The 16,163-nt window shown below is 59.8% G+C and carries 23 protein-coding genes and 1 riboswitch; of the genes, 10 read left to right on the top strand and 13 right to left on the bottom strand.

Features of this window, described 5'->3' with window-relative positions; all coding sequences use genetic code 11:
• Positions 1-4: 4 nt before the first annotated feature.
• The 4 genes from CAER_RS0104360 to CAER_RS0104345 form a co-directional block, all read right to left on the bottom strand.
• Positions 5-436, bottom strand: a complete 432-nt coding sequence (locus CAER_RS0104360; RefSeq protein ID WP_027234249.1) for a hypothetical protein — start codon at positions 434-436, stop codon at positions 5-7.
• Positions 437-446: 10 nt separating this feature from the next.
• Complete coding sequence (locus CAER_RS0104355; RefSeq protein ID WP_027234248.1) at positions 447-926, bottom strand: DUF6915 family protein; 480 nt, start codon at positions 924-926, stop codon at positions 447-449.
• Positions 927-1,002: 76 nt separating this feature from the next.
• Positions 1,003-1,455, bottom strand: coding sequence for a hypothetical protein (locus CAER_RS0104350; protein ID WP_027234247.1), 453 nt, complete (start codon positions 1,453-1,455; stop codon positions 1,003-1,005).
• A gap of 16 nt (positions 1,456-1,471) precedes the next feature.
• Positions 1,472-3,445, bottom strand: coding sequence for a PcfJ domain-containing protein (locus CAER_RS0104345; RefSeq protein WP_154667660.1), 1,974 nt, complete (start codon positions 3,443-3,445; stop codon positions 1,472-1,474).
• A gap of 183 nt (positions 3,446-3,628) precedes the next feature.
• On the opposite strand from CAER_RS0104345, the gene CAER_RS0104340 reads away from it, so the two are divergent.
• On the top strand, positions 3,629-4,177 hold the full coding sequence (locus CAER_RS0104340; RefSeq protein ID WP_027234245.1) for a hypothetical protein: 549 nt from the start codon (positions 3,629-3,631) through the stop codon (positions 4,175-4,177).
• 111 nt (positions 4,178-4,288) lie between these two features.
• Here CAER_RS0104340 and CAER_RS29565 read toward each other — a convergent pair whose 3' ends face one another.
• Positions 4,289-4,678 (bottom strand): hypothetical protein, encoded by a 390-nt coding sequence (locus CAER_RS29565; protein ID WP_154667659.1) that lies wholly within the window; start codon positions 4,676-4,678, stop codon positions 4,289-4,291.
• Between CAER_RS29565 and trpS the strand changes: the two genes are divergently transcribed.
• The 3 genes from trpS (at position 4,667) to CAER_RS0104320 (ending at position 7,252) form a co-directional block, all read left to right on the top strand.
• A complete protein-coding gene (trpS, locus tag CAER_RS0104330) occupies positions 4,667-5,683 on the top strand; it encodes a tryptophan--tRNA ligase (RefSeq protein ID WP_027234243.1) in 1,017 nt (338 codons plus the stop codon). The genes CAER_RS29565 and trpS overlap by 12 nt on opposite strands.
• A 130-nt stretch (positions 5,684-5,813) precedes the next feature.
• On the top strand, positions 5,814-6,458 hold the full coding sequence (locus CAER_RS0104325) for a hypothetical protein (RefSeq protein WP_027234242.1): 645 nt from the start codon (positions 5,814-5,816) through the stop codon (positions 6,456-6,458).
• Positions 6,455-7,252 carry an ABC transporter permease gene (locus CAER_RS0104320; protein ID WP_154667658.1) on the top strand — a complete coding sequence of 266 codons (798 nt, stop codon included), beginning with the start codon at positions 6,455-6,457 and terminating at the stop codon, positions 7,250-7,252. The genes CAER_RS0104325 and CAER_RS0104320 overlap by 4 nt, the downstream gene beginning before the upstream one ends.
• Positions 7,253-7,266: 14 nt before the next feature.
• Here CAER_RS0104320 and CAER_RS0104315 read toward each other — a convergent pair whose 3' ends face one another.
• A complete protein-coding gene (locus CAER_RS0104315; RefSeq protein WP_027234240.1) occupies positions 7,267-7,728 on the bottom strand; it encodes a hypothetical protein in 462 nt (153 codons plus the stop codon).
• 37 nt (positions 7,729-7,765) lie between these two features.
• Positions 7,766-8,491, bottom strand: a complete 726-nt coding sequence (locus CAER_RS27460) for a DNA-methyltransferase (protein ID WP_036796873.1) — start codon at positions 8,489-8,491, stop codon at positions 7,766-7,768.
• 156 nt (positions 8,492-8,647) lie between these two features.
• Here CAER_RS27460 and CAER_RS0104305 point away from each other — a divergent pair, with 156 nt between their 5' ends.
• The 5 genes from CAER_RS0104305 to CAER_RS0104285 all read left to right on the top strand — a co-directional run bounded on the left by CAER_RS0104305 (position 8,648) and on the right by CAER_RS0104285 (position 11,530).
• Complete coding sequence (locus CAER_RS0104305) at positions 8,648-9,181, top strand: LabA-like NYN domain-containing protein (RefSeq protein WP_027234239.1); 534 nt, start codon at positions 8,648-8,650, stop codon at positions 9,179-9,181.
• Between the two features lie 70 nt (positions 9,182-9,251).
• A riboswitch (SAM-I-IV-variant riboswitch) is annotated at positions 9,252-9,375 on the top strand.
• A 181-nt stretch (positions 9,376-9,556) separates the two neighbouring features.
• Positions 9,557-10,033, top strand: a complete 477-nt coding sequence (locus tag CAER_RS29165; protein ID WP_322786334.1) for a peptidyl-tRNA hydrolase — start codon at positions 9,557-9,559, stop codon at positions 10,031-10,033.
• Positions 10,023-10,580, top strand: coding sequence for a hypothetical protein (locus tag CAER_RS0104295; protein ID WP_027234237.1), 558 nt, complete (start codon positions 10,023-10,025; stop codon positions 10,578-10,580). The genes CAER_RS29165 and CAER_RS0104295 overlap by 11 nt, the downstream gene beginning before the upstream one ends.
• 1 nt (position 10,581) lies before the next feature.
• Positions 10,582-11,040 (top strand): hypothetical protein, encoded by a 459-nt coding sequence (locus tag CAER_RS0104290; protein WP_027234236.1) that lies wholly within the window; start codon positions 10,582-10,584, stop codon positions 11,038-11,040.
• Positions 11,041-11,122: 82 nt separating this feature from the next.
• Positions 11,123-11,530, top strand: coding sequence for a hypothetical protein (locus CAER_RS0104285; RefSeq protein WP_027234235.1), 408 nt, complete (start codon positions 11,123-11,125; stop codon positions 11,528-11,530).
• A gap of 61 nt (positions 11,531-11,591) precedes the next feature.
• On the opposite strand, the gene CAER_RS0104280 is transcribed toward CAER_RS0104285, so the two are convergent.
• Positions 11,592-12,644 carry a hypothetical protein gene (locus CAER_RS0104280; protein WP_027234234.1) on the bottom strand — a complete coding sequence of 351 codons (1,053 nt, stop codon included), beginning with the start codon at positions 12,642-12,644 and terminating at the stop codon, positions 11,592-11,594.
• A gap of 51 nt (positions 12,645-12,695) precedes the next feature.
• The gene (locus CAER_RS0104275) at positions 12,696-13,388 is read right to left on the bottom strand and encodes a hypothetical protein (protein WP_027234233.1); all 693 of its coding nucleotides are present in this window, start codon (positions 13,386-13,388) and stop codon (positions 12,696-12,698) included.
• 187 nt (positions 13,389-13,575) lie between these two features.
• On the opposite strand from CAER_RS0104275, the gene CAER_RS0104270 reads away from it, so the two are divergent.
• On the top strand, positions 13,576-13,890 hold the full coding sequence (locus CAER_RS0104270; protein WP_154667657.1) for a hypothetical protein: 315 nt from the start codon (positions 13,576-13,578) through the stop codon (positions 13,888-13,890).
• 172 nt (positions 13,891-14,062) lie between these two features.
• Here CAER_RS0104270 and CAER_RS0104265 read toward each other — a convergent pair whose 3' ends face one another.
• From CAER_RS0104265 to CAER_RS0104250, 4 genes are all read right to left on the bottom strand, one after another.
• The gene (locus tag CAER_RS0104265; protein ID WP_027234231.1) at positions 14,063-14,320 is read right to left on the bottom strand and encodes a hypothetical protein; all 258 of its coding nucleotides are present in this window, start codon (positions 14,318-14,320) and stop codon (positions 14,063-14,065) included.
• Between the two features lie 23 nt (positions 14,321-14,343).
• Positions 14,344-14,907: a sigma-70 family RNA polymerase sigma factor gene (locus tag CAER_RS0104260; protein ID WP_027234230.1), complete on the bottom strand. Its 564-nt coding sequence runs from the start codon at positions 14,905-14,907 to the stop codon at positions 14,344-14,346.
• A 412-nt stretch (positions 14,908-15,319) separates the two neighbouring features.
• A complete protein-coding gene (locus tag CAER_RS0104255; RefSeq protein ID WP_027234229.1) occupies positions 15,320-15,586 on the bottom strand; it encodes a hypothetical protein in 267 nt (88 codons plus the stop codon).
• Positions 15,583-16,155, bottom strand: coding sequence for an RNA polymerase sigma factor (locus tag CAER_RS0104250; protein WP_027234228.1), 573 nt, complete (start codon positions 16,153-16,155; stop codon positions 15,583-15,585). Before CAER_RS0104250 ends, CAER_RS0104255 begins: the two co-directional genes overlap by 4 nt.
• Between the last annotated feature and the right edge of the window lie 8 nt (positions 16,156-16,163).

The raw sequence follows: 16,163 nt of genomic DNA, 5'->3' as shown, positions 1-16,163 counted from the left end.
GCACTCATGGCGACAAACCCTCATCGTCATCCGGGTCTTGCGGCCGGTTATGGTAATCGTCTTCCCGCAGAAGCCGGAGCGCTTTCGACCAGCGCTGCACATGAGCGGCAAGGAAAAGATGGCTTTCCGTCGCGTGGAAGGCGTCCCCGCTGAATACGGCCGCATCGATCTCCTCGATGCTTCGCGCAGTCGATGGGTGGAGCTCACCCGGGGCAGTGTTCAGATCTGCCTCAAATGGCCAACCATCTTCAGGGAACCGATCCACCGATTCAATTGCTGCCTGGGCCAGCCCGCTGAGAGCCTTCTCAATCTCAGGTTCACCCTGCAAGCTTTCCGGAAGTGCCTTTTTCAGGGAGTTCTCGACATGGGTAATGCGGCGGGCCTCGATTGCTTCGAGCTCTGTCGGTTCGGGCGCGCGGATCTTGTCTGTGCTCATGGGCTTTCCTTCATTCGCCTGCGGTTTCGCATGTCATCATTTCGATGCGCTCGGACCATTCCTTGTGACCCAGGGTCGTCTCGCCGGCAGCGACCGCCGCGCGCCAGGCCTCAAGGCTCAGATCCGGCGCATCGCCCGCCGGCACCCGAACGAAATCGTCGGCCAGGCGGCCCACATTCATCCATGGCTTTGAGGGGATGCCGCGCAGCCAGTCCTGGGCGGAAGGAATGATCCCGCCGCAGTCTTCCCGCACATGCTGCTCGCCGATAAACCTGGTTGGAATGGTCTTGCCGTCAGAGTTCACAAGGGTCGGCCCGAACTGCGCCTCCATCTCGAAGATGCCGAAGGCATGATGGCGCAGTGCGCGGTGACGGAAGTTGGCCATCTGGCTTTTCGAGCCGTCGAACCAGGAATGGATTGCAAGGTAGTCTTCCGGCGTCCCGCCATATTTGCGGGCCGATGACTGGGCATGGTGGTACGGGTGTGACATGGGCGCTCCTTAATTGGAGAGATATTCGCAAATTCGCAAAGGCGCTGCAATCGATGCAGGCACCCTGTTTGTGGATTCAGGTGCCCGGATCGAAATCATCCTCATATTCCGGTTCTTCCTCATCGTCATACTCGTCATCATATGAGCCAGGCGTGTAATCGGTGTAGATTACCTCCGCGGCATCCTCCGAGATCGCGATCGTCAGGAAGACGGAGCCGCCCTCGTTGTCGCTGTAGTTGCCGACCGGGTCGGCATCCTTCTCGACCTTCTCTTCCAGAATGTCGCAGAGGGATTTGCGGTACGATTCAGCGCTGCGGACCTTCAGCTCTTTGAGGGCTTTCCAAACAGAGTCTTCCGTTCCTTCCGCCCCTTCACGCAGAGTGAGGATCAGATCATCCATGTGGCCTTCGTCGCCGCTTCCCGAGAAGCTTGCCTCGATGGTGGTGACTTCAAACTTATGAAGGATGGCGGCGAGCCAGGGCTCGATGGAGGACGAGGTCACTTCCTGGGGGTTATCTTCTTGAGTCATGTTCGGCACCTTTCAATTACGGGCAGCTAGGTTCGGTTTCGCGTGCAGGTTCGAGCGCAGCCAGGTCTGAGCTGAGTTTGCTGATGCATTCATCCAGCCTGGGCAGGATCTTGGTGTCCTGGTCGTGCGGAATGGCGGCTTCGGCCCAATCGGCGGCGCTGAGCCCGCGCAATGATTTTGGCAGCAGCGGCGCGATCAGCTGCATTGTGCGCTCGGGCATATCCGTCTCGCAGATATTGGCGCCGCAAGCGTTGACCAAACGGGACAGCTTCTCCTTGAGGTTGCCCTGGTTGGTGGAGATACGGTCAGCATAGGTCTGCACTTCTTCAGCGCTGAGGTCTTCCAGGCGGGTGCGCAACGCCTCCGCCGCGGCCTCAGCCTCGCGGGATGGGGAGGCATTATTCTTTGCCTTGTGCTGGGTCACTTGCCAGCTGTAGCCGGGACCGTCCGGCTGGATTTGCATTTTCTGGCCAGTCAGCTCGGCAGTGGAAAGAATCCGGCCGTCAGGGCTCTCGATCGAAAACAGCAGCATCAGGGCTTGATGGTTCGCGTCCAGCACATGACGGGAATAGGAGCCGACGCAATGGTTTTCGCGGCGCCCCTGCTGGATCAGAGCGTCGGTGCTGGACAGCTCTTTCGCAACAAGCGAGCCGACTTGGATCTCATCCAGAAGCGGCGCCCATTCGATATTCTGCTGGATCGCCATCATCTCATTGTCGATCTGACCATGTGTATGGTGCCAGCGGGCATCCGCTTCAGCGATGGTCTTCAGGCTCGCGTGTTCTCCGATCACCTGCAGGACTGAACGGCAAGTCATCCAGGCTTTTTCTTGAATGCGGTCCGCAAAAGTCGACAGGTAGACAGCATCATCTGCGTGCAGTTCTTCTTCGCTGAGCAGCTGGTGGGCAGTGCTGCTGATGCGGTGCATGTCAATCCCTTCGGCGTCCTGCAGCTTTTGGGCAAGGATGGCACTGGTGAGATACCTTGCCGTGTTGCGCAGGTAGTCATGAGTGTCCCACATTTTTGATTTCTGGTCCCTCAGCCGAGACTTGGCGGACCCCCAATCGGTGGCGGAGATGCGCCGGAAGATGCGGTCAAAAGGAGCGGGGCCGACATCGAGGGTTTTCTCGAAATCCAATGCGGTATCTGTGAAGTCCAGGACTTCCAAGACCCGTACGTGGTCGTCCGCGTCAGCACCTGCGGGCAGCTGGTCGAAGCGGATGCGCTGTGCTGCCTGAACCGCAATGCTTTGAATGTTGTTCATGGAGGTCGCATGGCCGAAGCGGGTCACGCATCGACGTTTGACCGGCGTGGCGCCATTGGGATTGCCGGGGTCAAAGGTCAGGTCTGAGATTGCGCGTTCGAAGCGGGAATAGACCCGCATCTGTGCGGCTGTCAGCCCAAGCTCGTCAGCGATGACCGGCCCAAGTTCTGATCGTGCGTCGATGATCGCCCGGAACTTGCGGTTTGTTACGAGCTTTTCGGCCATCATCGGGTATGAGATGAGGGCTTGGCTTCGCGCCTCAATGTCACCGGACGTGAGGAAGTTGAGCGTTTCATTCAGGTGGGATGCGCCAATATCCGGAAGCCGCTTCATGATCTCAAGCGCGGTGCTGGTCAAAGCGCTGAGCGCCACGGATTGCAGTGCTTCAACCTGGTCTTCGGGGTAGTCTTCCGGAGCTTGGCTCGCAACGCCCGTCAGCAGCTCGGAAAGCAGCGCATAGGGCAGGGCGGTCGAGACCAGGTGGTAGGGCAGGGTTTCATGGAAGTCTTGACCCGTCTGTGCCGCCTCACCAGCTGCTCGATCGACTGTCGCAGCAATGGATTGGAGATCACTTTCCTCCAGGTTAAGCAGGACGCCAGAGGAGACGCCCAAAGCCGGAGAATGAACAATGAATTCGCATAGCATTGGGTTTTCACCCCTGGTCAGGGTGAGGCTTTGCAGGTTTGAAAGGGCTTCTGACTTCAGCTGAATCAGGTTTGACGACATGATAATCCCCGGCGTTGTTCAATTTCCGAAGCTACGGGGTGTGTGCGAAAAAACAAAAGCATCATGGCGCTGGCATCGTCGGGAAGCATGAATTCGCGAGAAAGGCGCGGATTGAAGGTTTGCGATTGGAGATCGGGGATCTTTGCTTTATGGGGCGCTCATAAAGTATTTCCAGGAGTTGGCATGAGCCAGATTCCCGTCAAACAATCCCGCGCTGTCGCAACAAGCCTGCGTACAGCGGCAGTGGAGAACAAGGTCCGCTCGCAGGACGTTCAGCGCATTGCTCAAAAGCACCGGATACAGGCCGGGGATGTCATTGGCATTGCCAGGGAAATCCTGATTGATGTCGAGACTGCGAGGCCCGTGCGGTCAGAGAGCCAGCCAGGTCGCGCTGCCGGGAAGGCGGAGGCGCGGCAAGGCAAGCCGCCCGTTTCCGCCCTGGTCAGGGATCAGATCCTGAAGGACAGGATCTACCGGACATTGCTTCCGCTTGGAATTGCTGAAGACCCGGACAAAGTTCAGGTGATCACGACCTACGGCCAATTCCGGCGCGAGCGTCAGGCCATCAAGGATTGGGTCAGCTCGCTGGAGCGGGAGAACGAAGAGTTGCGCCGGCAGACGGCTCGCCTGAAGGCGGAGCTGGAGGGACGGGATGCGGGTCCGGCCGCTCTGGATGACGCCGAAATTGACCGGCGGGATCCTCATTCTTTCTTTCGCGATCCCAGAGATTAGTAGCTCAGAGTTCTTGGAGCTTATCGATCCGCGGTGCCATGAAGCAGATCTGCCATTCCGGCTGTCCGACTGGGGCCGGAATTGGCCGGGGAGCCGCCCTCAGATCGAAACCTACATCAAGACATTCTTCGGCCGCCAGCTCCGATACAGTTCAAGGCAGCACACCTCCTGACGGGAAAAGAAGAAAAGAAGATGAGGCCCGGCAGGGCCTCCTTGGTCTCGGCCTGTGGCCGGGATCAGAGCAAAGAAAAAATGAAAAGAAAAAACAAAACGTTCATTGCGAAAATCAGGATGATGCTGTAGATCCAGGTTATGGAAAAGATGAGCGCATACTCCCCTGCATTCTGGTGGCTGCCCCTCTGAGGCGGCCTTTTCCTGTTTCCAAACTTCAAGGACCCGGATGGCCGCATGACGCGCGAGCGGCGGCCGGTCCAATGATCCCCGAACATCTCCTGCGGCATGCGGCATCCCTTTCAAAGGATGAACATGATGTTCGATCATACACACGGCCTCTCGGGGCATCGCATTCTCACCGGTGACCGGCCAACCGGCCCGCTGCACATCGGCCATCTGGCCGGCACGCTGGCGGGGCGGGTTCAGCTGCAGGTGAGAAACCGGCAAACGATCCTTATCGCGGATCTCCAGGCGCTGACGGATAACGCGGGCAATCCAGCGAAGGTGAGCAGCAACGTGCTCGAACTGGCGCTCGACTACCTGGCGGCCGGGATCGACCCGGCGCAGACCACAATTGCCCTGCAAAGCGGCATTCCTGAGCTGGCAGAGCTGAGCACGCTCTACATGAATCTTGTTCCGGTCTCACGGCTCCTTCGCAACCCGACGATCAAATCTGAAATCGAAGCGCGGGGATTTGGTGATAGCCTGCCAGCGGGGTTCCTGTGTTATCCGGTCTCGCAAGCGGCAGATATCACCGCATTTTGCGCCGATCTGGTTCCTGCCGGGGCCGACCAGGCGCCGCTTGTCGAGCTGTCCAATGAAATCGCGATGCGCATCAACCGGATGGCAGGCGAGGAGGTGCTCCCGCGGGCCGAACTGCTGCAGTCGCATGCGCCCCGCCTGCCAGGCATTGATGGCCGCCGCAAGATGAGCAAGAGCGCCGGAAACGCCATCATGCTGTCCGACGAGCCGGACGATATCCGCCGCAAGGTGTTTGCCATGTACACCGACCATGGGCACTTGCGCGTCAGCGACCCCGGCAAGGTTGAGGGGAATGTGGTCTTTGCGATGCTGGATGCATTCGACCTTGAGCCGGAGGCGGTGGCGGATCTCAAGGAGCGGTACCGGGCGGGCGGCTTGGGCGACATGGTGCTGAAGCGGCGCGCTGAGGCGGTGCTGCAGGATCTCCTGGCTCCAATCCGTGCCCGGCGCAAGATGCTGGCAAGCGAAGCCGGAGAAATCCGGAAAATCCTGGAAGCGGGGACTGCGGCGGCAAGAGAAACGGTCCAGCCCCAGCATTCGCGGGTGCGCCGGGCCTTCGGGCTTGCCTAGAACAGCGGCTTTCTGGACCGGACGGGCCCGTTGTCCACATCCTTGATGCGGGCGCGGGCTCCGGCGCGTTGCTGGCTTGGATTTTTCGCAATACCGTTTGGGGAGAACCACCACGAAGAGATTGCGAAAAATGAAATCAAGCATTGTCACGCTGAGCTGCGTTGCGGCTCTTGCGCTTTCCGCATGTGCGAAAAATGAACCTGCCAAGACGGCAGCCCGCTCCGCGCCGTCCGGAACCTACCAGGCGGTTGTCCCGCCTGAGGCGCCGGAAGCGCGCCAGTCGGCATCGGCGAAACCTGTAGAGGGTGCCAGGGTTGAGCACCGGCTCGACAGGGTGCGCCTGGGATTTGGCGACTATGCGGACTCGGCAACCACCGCCTATGGCTTGTGGACCAACGTGGCAGAGGAGGCGAACCCGATTTTCGCTCCCTTCGGCGATGCGGTGCCGCTCCTTGCCCTCCCGGCGAAGTATGGCCTGAAGAAGCTGATCGTGTCTGGCGGCGCAACCCCCGCCCGTGCAAACGTCAGCGTTGAAGCCGTCGGCACCTTGGCCGCTTGCGCCAACATCGCAACCATCTCGGGTGCCGCTGTTGCTCCCGCCCTGGTCCTGGGCGTCGTTTGCGGTGTGATTTACAACAACTCGCTGCAGAAGAACTACGAAGCGGAGACCGGCCGCACCATCGACGGATTGCCGGTCGAGCCCGCCATGCCGGCGCTTCCCGCGGCGCGCTACGGGTCTGCGAAAAAGAAATGGCGGACAGCCGAGGGCAGATGAGCCTGTCCGGAGTTTGGATGGGGGCGGTCAGGGCAGCTGGCCGTCTCCACAATGCCACCGCGGCAGAAGTTGCGCGAGGGAATGATCACCTGCTGCTGAGCATCGCTGCAAACGTTGCCCAGACCCTCATCCTGGTCGGGGTCTTCTACCTCTTCTCGATCCTCACCGGGTTTGGCACTGCGATGGTCCGGGGTGATCTGCTGATCTACCTCATCACGGGCGTCTGCATGTTCAATCTGCACATCCGTGCCATGGGGGCTGTCTTGTCTGGTGGGCGGACAGGAGCGCAGGATGATGCGGCTCACCCGGGGCTCGCGGCATCCGCATTGGCTTGCCTCTATGTCCAGGCGTATTCGATCGCCATCGTGGCAGGGGCGTATCACGTTTTCATCAAGAGCTTCAGCATCGATGATGCGGCAGGTCTGGCAAGCGCCTTCATCCTCTGCTGGCTGTCAGGCGCCGGCGCCGGGCTCATATTCCTGTCCGCAAAGGGTGTCTTCCCACGGCTGTCCGCTCTGGCGGCCCAGGCATACAGCCGGTTCAACATGATCGGATCCGGCCAGATGTTCGTTGCCAACATGCTGCCAGCGCATGTGCTGGTCTATTTCAAATGGAATCCCCTGTTCCACCTGATTGACCAAGCGCGGGGCTTTGCTTTTCTGAACTATTCGCCCTGGTTCTCAAATATGTGGTACCCCGCTGCCGCGACCGGGGTCCTGCTTGTCGTTGGGCTGCTGGCAAGAAACAGCAGCGCAGGGCAGGGGGCGGCATCAGCCGGTCCGGGCAAGCCCTGATCCCCGGCTGGCGGTCAGATCAGGATGATCGCCAGCACGACGCAGAGCAGAAGAATCCCGCGGGCAAGGAACGTGACGCGGCTTTGGAGCCGTCGGATTTCCTCATCTTTTGCGATGCTCTCCTGCAGGATCCGCTCTTCTCTCTGCCGCAGCCCCTCCCGTACCTTTTCGAGATCCGGATGAGCCCCCACACAGTGGCTCATCAAGCATTCATGTGCCACGGGATTGAATTCGCGGTGCAGCTTCAGGGCGGCGATCGTGAGGAGACTGGCGGCGAGGCCGCGCAGATCGGATGGCGCAAAGCCTCCGCTGGAGGCTTTGCGCAGCCGGTTCTCAATATCGGCCATCGACCGCTCGGCGCGATAGGCCGCATCCTGCTGCAGGGCGTCCATCTTCGGATCGCCGCTGGGGTGGTCCAGAATGCCATCGACCCAATAGGAGCCGAACGGGCCTGGTTGCGGGCTTCTGTCAGTCATGAGGGATTGCTTTTCACAAATATCGTCCGGGAAGAGATCACTCGGCCGCCATTTCCAGCCCCTGGCAGATAGCGGCCCATTCCGCGTGCAGCCGCTCGCAGGATTTCTCGAACCAGACAGGATTGAGCTCGATCCCCACCGCCCGGCGCCCGGCGCGCATTGCGGCAACCAGGGTAGAGGCAGAACCGGCAAACGGGTCGAGCACAAGTTCGCCCGGGTTTGACGAGTTCCGGATGTAATGATCCAGCAGCCGGACCGGCTTCTGGGTCCTGTGAAACCGGTTCTTGGGCCGCGGGCAGTCGAAATCCTGTGTCGATCCCGGCATGTTGATCGTCGCCGCGCGACCCTTCCAGAGGTACAGGGTGAACTCCAGGTTTTTCATGTACCACCTGTTCCTGGTCGGGGCGCCCTTCTTCCAGGTCAGAAGGTTGTGCAGCTTCCAGCCCGCGCTAATGAAGGCGGCATGGGCATCGAAGACGTTCTTGTCATTGGCCATGATGTACGCGTCGCAGTGATCACGGCAGGCTGCGAAGATCGGCGCCGCCATCTCTTCCCAGGGCACGACTTCCATGAGCGTGCCGGAATTGTCGTATTGGTTGGACGCAAAGATGCCAGACATGACTTGCGCGTTCTTGCCGCCCCTTGTCAGCTTGTAGGGCGGGTCGGTCACAACGAGATCCGCCTTTTCCGGCAAGTTCCGGAGAACTTCCCGCGCATCGCCGAGGTAAAGCGTGCAGGGGCCTATGGTTTCAAAGGTTAGCATTGGATCTCCGGCCGCTTGTGCTGTTGTCCACATGATAGGCGTCCGAATATGCGAAAAACAGAATTAAGGCATTCACCCTCAACGGTTTTCCACATAGATTTCCTGGAGGGGCTGATCCCCAAAAAGACGAACCAAAAAATGAAAAAGGTCCCCAGGATGTTTTACAAAGATGATCGCATTGCTTTGCTGATTGACGGTGTGAACCTGCACGGCGCCGCGAAGGCGCTCGGCTTCGAGATCAATTACAAGCTGCTGCGGGAGGAGTTCATGCGCCGCGGCAAGATGCTGCGGGCGAGCTACTACACCTGTGTGAGCGAGCAGGACGACTTCCTGCCCCTGAAGCCCCTGACCGACTGGCTGCAGTATAATGGCTTCAACGTGGTGACGAAGACGTTCCGGGAATACACCGATCCCCTTGGCCGCAAGAAGAAAAAGGGCTCCATCGCGGTCGAGATCGCCACTGATGCGATGATGGTCGCACCGCATGTGGATCATGTCGTGCTGTTCTCCGGCGACGGCGATTTTCGCGCCTTGGTCAGCGCCCTGCAGGCGCAGGGCTGCCGCGTAACCGTTGTGTCGACCACAAGGTCCGAGCCGCCGATGGTATCTGATGATCTGCGCCGCCAGGCGGACAACTTCATCGAGCTGTCGGATCTTGCCGATTTGATCGCCCGCAAACGCGACGACTGAGGTCGCGGCAAAAAGTGCGAAAAAAAGTACGCTAGAAGGATTGACGGGCTGCGGCCGTTTGCATAATCTGATCCTGCATCACGAGGGGACACGCTCCCCGCCAACCTGCCAGGCCCGGTAAGGTGGTTCCTCGAAAGAGACGATGCGGGCAAGATGGCCGCAGCCCCCTACGGCCGCCAATCCAAGGGTCACATTGAGAGGCATCAGCCTCGCACCGGAATTCTTGCTTGGGCGCAAGCCTCGGCACTTTGGACTAAGTCGCGGGAACAGCAGGGCGCCCTAACGTCCACGCCAGGCGGGTTCGACTCCCGTTAGTCTACCAATTCGCCCCTGAGGGGGCATGTGAAAGGAAAGACGATGAAGCGCATCCAGTAGATCCCTGCTGAGAAAGTTGCCCCGGACGAGACACTGCGTCTCTATGCGGTCCTGCGCGGCGACCTGATCATGTCGGAAGGCAAGTCCAACGCTCAAGCGGGTCATGCCTATGTCGATACGCTTCTCTCTTCCTTGTCTCACGGCAATACCGAACTGCGTGCAAACGCCGAGGGCTATGCCAGCCTTCGGCCGGGCACGAAAGTCTGTCTCGATGGCGGCTCTGAGGACCGTCTCGAGCTGCTCGCCAGCAAGCTTGACGCGGCTGGCATCCCCTATGTCCGTATCATCGATCAAGATCATATCGAGCCGCCGCATTTTGATGGCAGCCCAGTCCTGACCGCGATCGGCGCCGGACCCTTTACCCGCAGAGATACTCCCAAGTGCCTTCGCCGTCTGCCGATGTGGACGGGCGGGGCCCGTGGGGCTGCGCAATCCTTTGATCATCGGAAAACCAAGGAGAACTTTGATGAACAGTGATGTCAAAACGAAAGCCAACAGCAAGTACGAACTTCAGAAGCTGTTGAATCATGCCGGTTGCATCTCGGTCGGGCAGCTCGCCGGCATGGCGCACGCTTGCGCTGATGAGATCCCGCGCCGGGAGGCGAGCAACTTCATGGCTTCGCTTGGTGTCACCGGGTGGGGCGGGTACCGGGAGCTGCGCCGCGAGCTGCGCGTGGTGCTGCGGGAAACCGGACGCCTGCTTCATCATCTGAAGCTGGCCTTCCGCCAGGGGCAGAAGGTCAATGGCGGCTGCGGCGACCCGGCGACTGCGAGGCTGATCGACCACCACCGTTTGCGGTTCAATGCTCTGCTTGGCGTGCTCGCCTATGCGCGGGCGTGGGCGGCGGATGCGCGCCCGGCCGGCAGCCGCGCCGAGGCCCTTCTGCAGCAGCTGGCCAGCGCGGTTCGGGATGTGCGCGACATGAAAGACGGCCGTCTGCCCGCTTCCAAGCTTCAGCTGGAAGAGGCTGATGCGCGCCTGGATCGGCTTGTCGAGGCGGCCATTGCCCGGGCGGAGGTGTGAGATGAGCGATTTTTCTGACTGCCCGGCCTGCGGCGGCTTCAACGCGGAGGAAACTCCGGCCTGCGGAACCTGCGGCGGCCGCGGCATGCGTCCGGTGACGGCCGAGAACTTCGAGCTGACCATCTCTGCTCAGGAATGGGCGGATGAACGGGTGTCGGAGCTTTTCCATGCGTGGTGCAAAGCCTCGGGCATGCATCCCGCATATGGCGTCAAGGACTGGTCTCTCGGCAACGAGTTCATCTCCATCGAGCAGGATACGTCCTGCATGGGGTGCGCCGACAGCGAGCAGCACAAGCTTCCGGCCGCATGGCTCTTTGCCGGGCCTGAAGAGCGCCAGGCGATGATGGCGCAAGAGGTTGAGCGCCTGGCGGAGAAGGCGGCCGGGAAGCGTGAGAGCGAGCGCCTTCGCGAGATCGGCAACCTGCAGCGCCGTCTGGCGCGGCTGACGGCGCAACCCTGATAGCGCCCTGCGTTAACCGGGCTCTCCGGTTAGCGAAAATCAGAAACATGTACAGATAACCCAATCTCAAAGGATGAGACCCATGACCACTGAAAAGAAAACCCTGATGCTCCAGCCGATCGCGGCCGATGCGGCCTGCGCGGATGTTTTCCGCCGCCTTTGCGCCAACATGAGCGACGGCCGCGGCCTGCTCCTGGCGTGGACGCATCTGCAGGAGGCGCCGGAGGTCTTCTTCGGGGAGACGCTTTCCCTGAGCAGCAAGGAGGCGTACCTGGCTTTCCGCGCACTGCTGAAAGAGCACATCCGGTTCTTTGCGGCAGAGCAGCGCGAGCTTGCGAAGGCCATGCGTATGCCGGGCGGGAATGAGATTGCGCAGACGCGGCGCGACACCCACAAGCGGACGATCACGAAGCTCATCGAGGTCAGGCGCGCGGGCAAGGTCTGGTCCGCCGGGCAGGCCGCGGCGCGGCGGGCGGCCCAGGCCGCGTGATGGCATGCTGCGAGGCGCGTCTTTCCTTCAGCCGGAATGACCGGCTGAAGAAGGCGTCTGATCAGCCCGCGTGCAGCCGGTCTCTCAGCTCCAGAATGTCCAGGGGCGTATAGCCCATGAACTCCTTGCCGGCCGCGGGGCCGGATTTGAGCCGGAGCGTGCGCCACGGAGAGATTTCCCCGATGTCCGCGAGCTCCCGGAACTCGTCTCTGGATACCTGGAGAATGGAGATGGCCTTTGTTTCAGACAGGAGAGGCGTTAGATCCCGATCGAGGTCCAGGATCTTCCAGATGCCTTCCGAAAGAATTGAGGTTGAGGCCATCAGCTCGTCCAGCTGGCCGGAATCCACTTTCACCGAAAGCGTACCCGCCCGGTAATCTGCCGACATGCCGCCTCTGGCAGACCAGGGAATGAGCAGCTTCCAGATGCCGCTGAGAATGGGGTGGAGCAGTTCCTGATGCCCGCGGAGATCATCGGATGTGGCCGCGAACCGCAGCTCAGCGCCTGCGCCGCTCCAGTGCGCGCTCAGACGGTAGATATCCGGAAGCTCACTGGGGGCTGCGGGCTGCTGTATGTCTACTTCAGGAGCTCTGATGGGCTGCTTGTTGTACGCTTCGCGCCAGCGGCGTGTTACCTCTTCGATCCGCTCCTGATATTTTGGCTCATAGTCGATGACCGCCCGGGCGATGGCGTTGTCGAAAGCTTCGACAGCAATCCGCATTTCCTCGGGGTCAACCTCGAACACGTCCCGGATGATGTCCGGGAAAAAGGACCACCGTGACCAGTTCTCGAATACAAGCTCGGGGATGTCCCGTCCGCGCATGCTGGCGTCCGACAAATCCCGGATTGCCCGGGTCCGGGCGGCCTCTTCGTTGGTCGGGTCATTGCCCCGGACGGGATTTTCCAGCAGCGCCGCGATGACTTCGCCGTAAGGGACCCCGGTGGCATGTTCAAAAAGGATCGTCCTCAGCCCCCAGTATCGGTTCTGCTGGCGCCACGTCGTCATCAGGCCGGCGCGCGGATCACTGGTTGCGGCTTGCTTCCTGGCAAGCGCCACGCGTTTGGCCCCGTCGACAATCATGTCTTCGTCAATTCGATCGGTGAAATCCAGCATGACCCGCCCTGTAACTCACTTGAAAAGAATGGATTTATCGAACTCGAGGCCTCAGGAAATCTTCATCAGCACGAAGGAATGCTCCGACCAGGCGCGGCCGGCGAGGAAGCAGGCTTCCACTCCGCTCCTTTTGGCAATCTCCTCGAGGACCGGATCCTCGGGCATCTTCCCATCGAAAAGCCCTTCCCGGATCCGCTCCGCGCGGGGGCCGATGAGGTACCTGATATGCGGGAAGATTGTGTCCCAGTCCGCCGGGTCCTTTTCCTGAAGGCGCCCGAGGAAGATCAATGCCATCTTGAGCCGCTCCGCAAACCGATCCGCCGCCAGCAGCTCCGGGCTGCAGCCGCAACCGGACATATCCCGCATGGCGCGGGCCGCCTCGAGAGCTCTGCGAACCCTGCCGCCGGCATCGCGGCCGCGGTCCGGCTTTCCGTAGATCGCATAGCCGGAAAAGGGGAGATCATCTCGATCGCAATGCAGTGCCCGGCAGATCAGGTCCATCTCATCCTTAGAGGGGTGTGCCGCACCCGAAATCCAGTCTTTCACCAGGCTCTCAGGCACCACCATTGCAATCATCTCGCTTGCCGCGCGTGCCAGGCCCTCGACGATCTGCCCGTATTCGCTGCCAAACCGATCGACGCCAAGGGCGAGGATGCGTTCGCCGAACGGATGCGTCACCCGCCCGCGGGCAGGATCACGGTTCCCGTCGTCCAAGAGGCTCAGAAAGCCCTCATCATCCCGCATCACAACTCTCCGCCAGGCGATACCCTGCAGATTTTCTATTCCGGGTTCGCCCAGGTGGCAAGGTTGGGGAGGTTCTCTCAGGACATCCTCCGGCTGTTGCTTGGTTTTTTCGGGGCAGTCTGCGAAAAGCAAAGTGTGACATTCTCAGGCCGGGCTGCTCGGCATGTTTTATATGACGGAGAGAAATATGAAGACCGAAAAACCGAACTGGGATCGCATGGGCAAAGGTCCGATGATGTGGATGCTCGGACCAGCCGGCGAGGTTTCAGATGGAAACTTCCGCCACGGGCCGGTGGAAAACACTCGTGACATTCTGCATCTGGCCAACGAGGGTGATATTTTGATCGGGCGAATGCAGGACACCAAGGAAGTGGCCGCCATGTACTTCGCTTTCGATAACCATTTCACCCGGTTGCACGACGGCATGTCTGGCCGACTGTACGAGGCACTGAGCGCTGGCCTGGAGCCCGCCGAGATTTCTCCGTCGCCGGGTGCGGCGTAAGCAGGCGGAAATTCCGCGCAACACGTCCTCTGGATCCCAGCGGGCCCTTCATCTGCAAAGTTGGGGGGATTTACCTTTGGGCATATGAACATTCTTGGTGTGTCGCATCACCCATCTGCTCAGAAACGTAGCCTTTTCATTCTGTTTGCGATGAGATGCCGGGCGATCGCAGCTATGCGGAGATGGCCCAGGGGAGGTCTGCTTCGCAGTCATCTATCCGTGCCTCGATTTCGGCGAAGACGTCGGGCGGCTCCGGGCCTTCGTCATCAGATCCGTCTTCCATCAAAGCGTCGAGAGCCTCAATCCACCGGCTGTACCGATCCGACATTTCCGGGCAGCTTTTGATTTCAGCGTAGACCCTGTTTCTGTCCAAGTCTTCACTTACACCGAGCACACACTCTGCAATTTGAATGTCGGTCTCGATGTCCACGAGTTCACCTCACGTCTTGGCCCTCACTTGCGGAGGGTATCGCGAAGCACTTCAAGCGCTTCACGGATCTTCGATTTGACCTGGTCTTGTGTGAACCCGGTCACATTGGAAATCTCCGCATACTCCAGCGCACGCGTATACGCCAAGCACATAATTTCACGATATTCCTGACCCATACCGTCGATGCAAGAAGAGACCTCCCGGATGAAATCCTGTCCGGCGGGTTCCTGCTTCCCGCTCTCTTCTTGTCGGAGAGTTTCCGCCAATGCGCGATGTTGCGTCCCGCGCGCAACTGTGCGGAGCGTCTTGTCCTCGCGGAGGCGATTCACGGCCCGTGTCCGGGCCAAGGTGTTGAGCATCGCTTTCGCCCCATGATCTTCCGGATCAAAGAGATGCGCGGTCTGCCAGACGCGAAGGTAGGTGTCTTCTAGCACATCCCTGCTGGCTTGAGGGTCGCGGAGAATGGTCAGGATCCGGCCGTAGAGCTCCGGGCTGGTCAGCCTGTAGAGTTCGCGCAAGGCGCTTCGCGAACCCTGGCCGGTTTCGGCAAGTAGCTTGCTGATCGATGGCTCTGCCGGCTGGCTCATGGTTTGCTCCAATCAAAATGCTGGCCCTCATAAACCCTCATCCTGTTGTTTTCCTCCCCCCATATTTGGGGGGATTAGGGTGATCAAGAAAATCACATAGGATTTCTGTTGCAAGCCTAAAAGGCCTGCCCGCGCCGGATTCAGCCGAGAGGAATTCGTCATTCGCCGCTGGTGAAGCGGGAATAGAGGGGGAGCGCCGGTGGTATCTCTACAGAAGCGTAATGATTTCGCTACGTTCGCGTGGACTTGGACGTGTCAGCCGACTGTCAAGACGCGAGCCCCGGTTGTCAGCGAAGGGGCGCCTGTGCTCTTCATTGGGATAGGCATGCAGCCGCCGGTAGCATAAAGCATCCCGTGTTTTCTCTACGGGAACGCAAGAAAAGAGTGCGCCTGGCGTAGAGATATGCGGTCTTCAAGATTTCTGTTCTGTATCAATTGGGGGCTCTTTGAAATCCCCGGCATCTATTCGTTCTTCTATTCTTCTGAGTACATCTTCAGGATCAGGAACATCTTCCAAGTGCGTGGGCTCGATTGGAAAAGCCGCGTCCAGGATCTCCGCGCATCTCAAATAGAAGTCGCGGTACTTCGGCTCCTTGACGATGTCATTGAGGAGCTGTGCCCGCTCGTCCGGATTGTCCAGTCCGAGCAGGCTCTCGATGATCTTGATATCAGAGATCATTCCTGGTCACCCTCAATACCGTTACGCACTTCAATGATCGCGCGCCTGATCCAAGTCTTCAAGGTATTGACCGGAATACCTAACGTCTCGGATATTTCCGGATAGGTGAGCCCCTGGACATAGCTCATCTCCAGGACTTGCCTATACTGGGGGCGCAGCGACTGCACCTGTTTGGAAATTTCAGCATCGCGCTGGACATTGATCATCGATAACTCAACGTCGGTACCCTGGTCGATAATGTCTTTCTCAAATTCAATGGGTTGTTGCAGGGTAGACGCACGGAATGCCGCCGACCGGATCCGGTTGATCGTGAGATTGCGGGCCAGGGCGGAAATCCAGGTAATTGCACGGCCGCGCGAGCGGTCGAAGCTGGATGCATTCTTCCAAATGCGGACGTAGGTCTCCTGGAGGAGCTCTTCCGCTTCAGATTGATCGCCGATCAGCCTCAGAATCCGGGTGAACACGAACCGCCGGGTCCGATCATAAAGCTCCCGGAAATCCTTGCGGTTCCCGCGGGCGACCCCCTCGAGAAGGGGGGCGAGCGTATCATCCTTTCGGCTCGGCGACATATGAAGCT

Source organism: Leisingera caerulea DSM 24564, assembly GCF_000473325.1.
GTDB lineage: Bacteria > Pseudomonadota > Alphaproteobacteria > Rhodobacterales > Rhodobacteraceae > Leisingera > Leisingera caerulea.
This window is presented reverse-complemented; position numbering and strand designations above follow the sequence as displayed.

Bases quoted from the DNA above. Each gene is read 5' to 3' on its own strand.
- CAER_RS0104280 (WP_027234234.1), bottom strand. From the start codon at position 12,644: ATGCTGGATTTCACCGATCGAATTGACGAAGACATGATTGTCGACGGG.
- CAER_RS29565 (WP_154667659.1), bottom strand. From the start codon at position 4,678: ATGATCGAACATCATGTTCATCCTTTGAAAGGGATGCCGCATGCCGCA.
- CAER_RS0104355 (WP_027234248.1), bottom strand. From the start codon at position 926: ATGTCACACCCGTACCACCATGCCCAGTCATCGGCCCGCAAATATGGC.
- CAER_RS0104285 (WP_027234235.1), top strand. From the start codon at position 11,123: ATGACCACTGAAAAGAAAACCCTGATGCTCCAGCCGATCGCGGCCGAT.
- CAER_RS0104260 (WP_027234230.1), bottom strand. From the start codon at position 14,907: ATGAGCCAGCCGGCAGAGCCATCGATCAGCAAGCTACTTGCCGAAACC.
- CAER_RS0104350 (WP_027234247.1), bottom strand. From the start codon at position 1,455: ATGACTCAAGAAGATAACCCCCAGGAAGTGACCTCGTCCTCCATCGAG.
- CAER_RS0104305 (WP_027234239.1), top strand. From the start codon at position 8,648: ATGTTTTACAAAGATGATCGCATTGCTTTGCTGATTGACGGTGTGAAC.
- CAER_RS0104295 (WP_027234237.1), top strand. From the start codon at position 10,023: ATGAACAGTGATGTCAAAACGAAAGCCAACAGCAAGTACGAACTTCAG.
- CAER_RS0104250 (WP_027234228.1), bottom strand. From the start codon at position 16,155: ATGTCGCCGAGCCGAAAGGATGATACGCTCGCCCCCCTTCTCGAGGGG.
- CAER_RS27460 (WP_036796873.1), bottom strand. From the start codon at position 8,491: ATGCTAACCTTTGAAACCATAGGCCCCTGCACGCTTTACCTCGGCGAT.
- CAER_RS0104325 (WP_027234242.1), top strand. From the start codon at position 5,814: ATGAAATCAAGCATTGTCACGCTGAGCTGCGTTGCGGCTCTTGCGCTT.
- CAER_RS0104275 (WP_027234233.1), bottom strand. From the start codon at position 13,388: ATGCGGGATGATGAGGGCTTTCTGAGCCTCTTGGACGACGGGAACCGT.
- CAER_RS0104360 (WP_027234249.1), bottom strand. From the start codon at position 436: ATGAGCACAGACAAGATCCGCGCGCCCGAACCGACAGAGCTCGAAGCA.
- CAER_RS0104270 (WP_154667657.1), top strand. From the start codon at position 13,576: ATGAAGACCGAAAAACCGAACTGGGATCGCATGGGCAAAGGTCCGATG.
- CAER_RS0104345 (WP_154667660.1), bottom strand. From the start codon at position 3,445: ATGTCGTCAAACCTGATTCAGCTGAAGTCAGAAGCCCTTTCAAACCTG.
- CAER_RS0104320 (WP_154667658.1), top strand. From the start codon at position 6,455: ATGAGCCTGTCCGGAGTTTGGATGGGGGCGGTCAGGGCAGCTGGCCGT.
- CAER_RS0104340 (WP_027234245.1), top strand. From the start codon at position 3,629: ATGAGCCAGATTCCCGTCAAACAATCCCGCGCTGTCGCAACAAGCCTG.
- CAER_RS0104290 (WP_027234236.1), top strand. From the start codon at position 10,582: ATGAGCGATTTTTCTGACTGCCCGGCCTGCGGCGGCTTCAACGCGGAG.
- CAER_RS0104255 (WP_027234229.1), bottom strand. From the start codon at position 15,586: ATGATCTCTGATATCAAGATCATCGAGAGCCTGCTCGGACTGGACAAT.
- trpS (WP_027234243.1), top strand. From the start codon at position 4,667: ATGTTCGATCATACACACGGCCTCTCGGGGCATCGCATTCTCACCGGT.
- CAER_RS0104315 (WP_027234240.1), bottom strand. From the start codon at position 7,728: ATGACTGACAGAAGCCCGCAACCAGGCCCGTTCGGCTCCTATTGGGTC.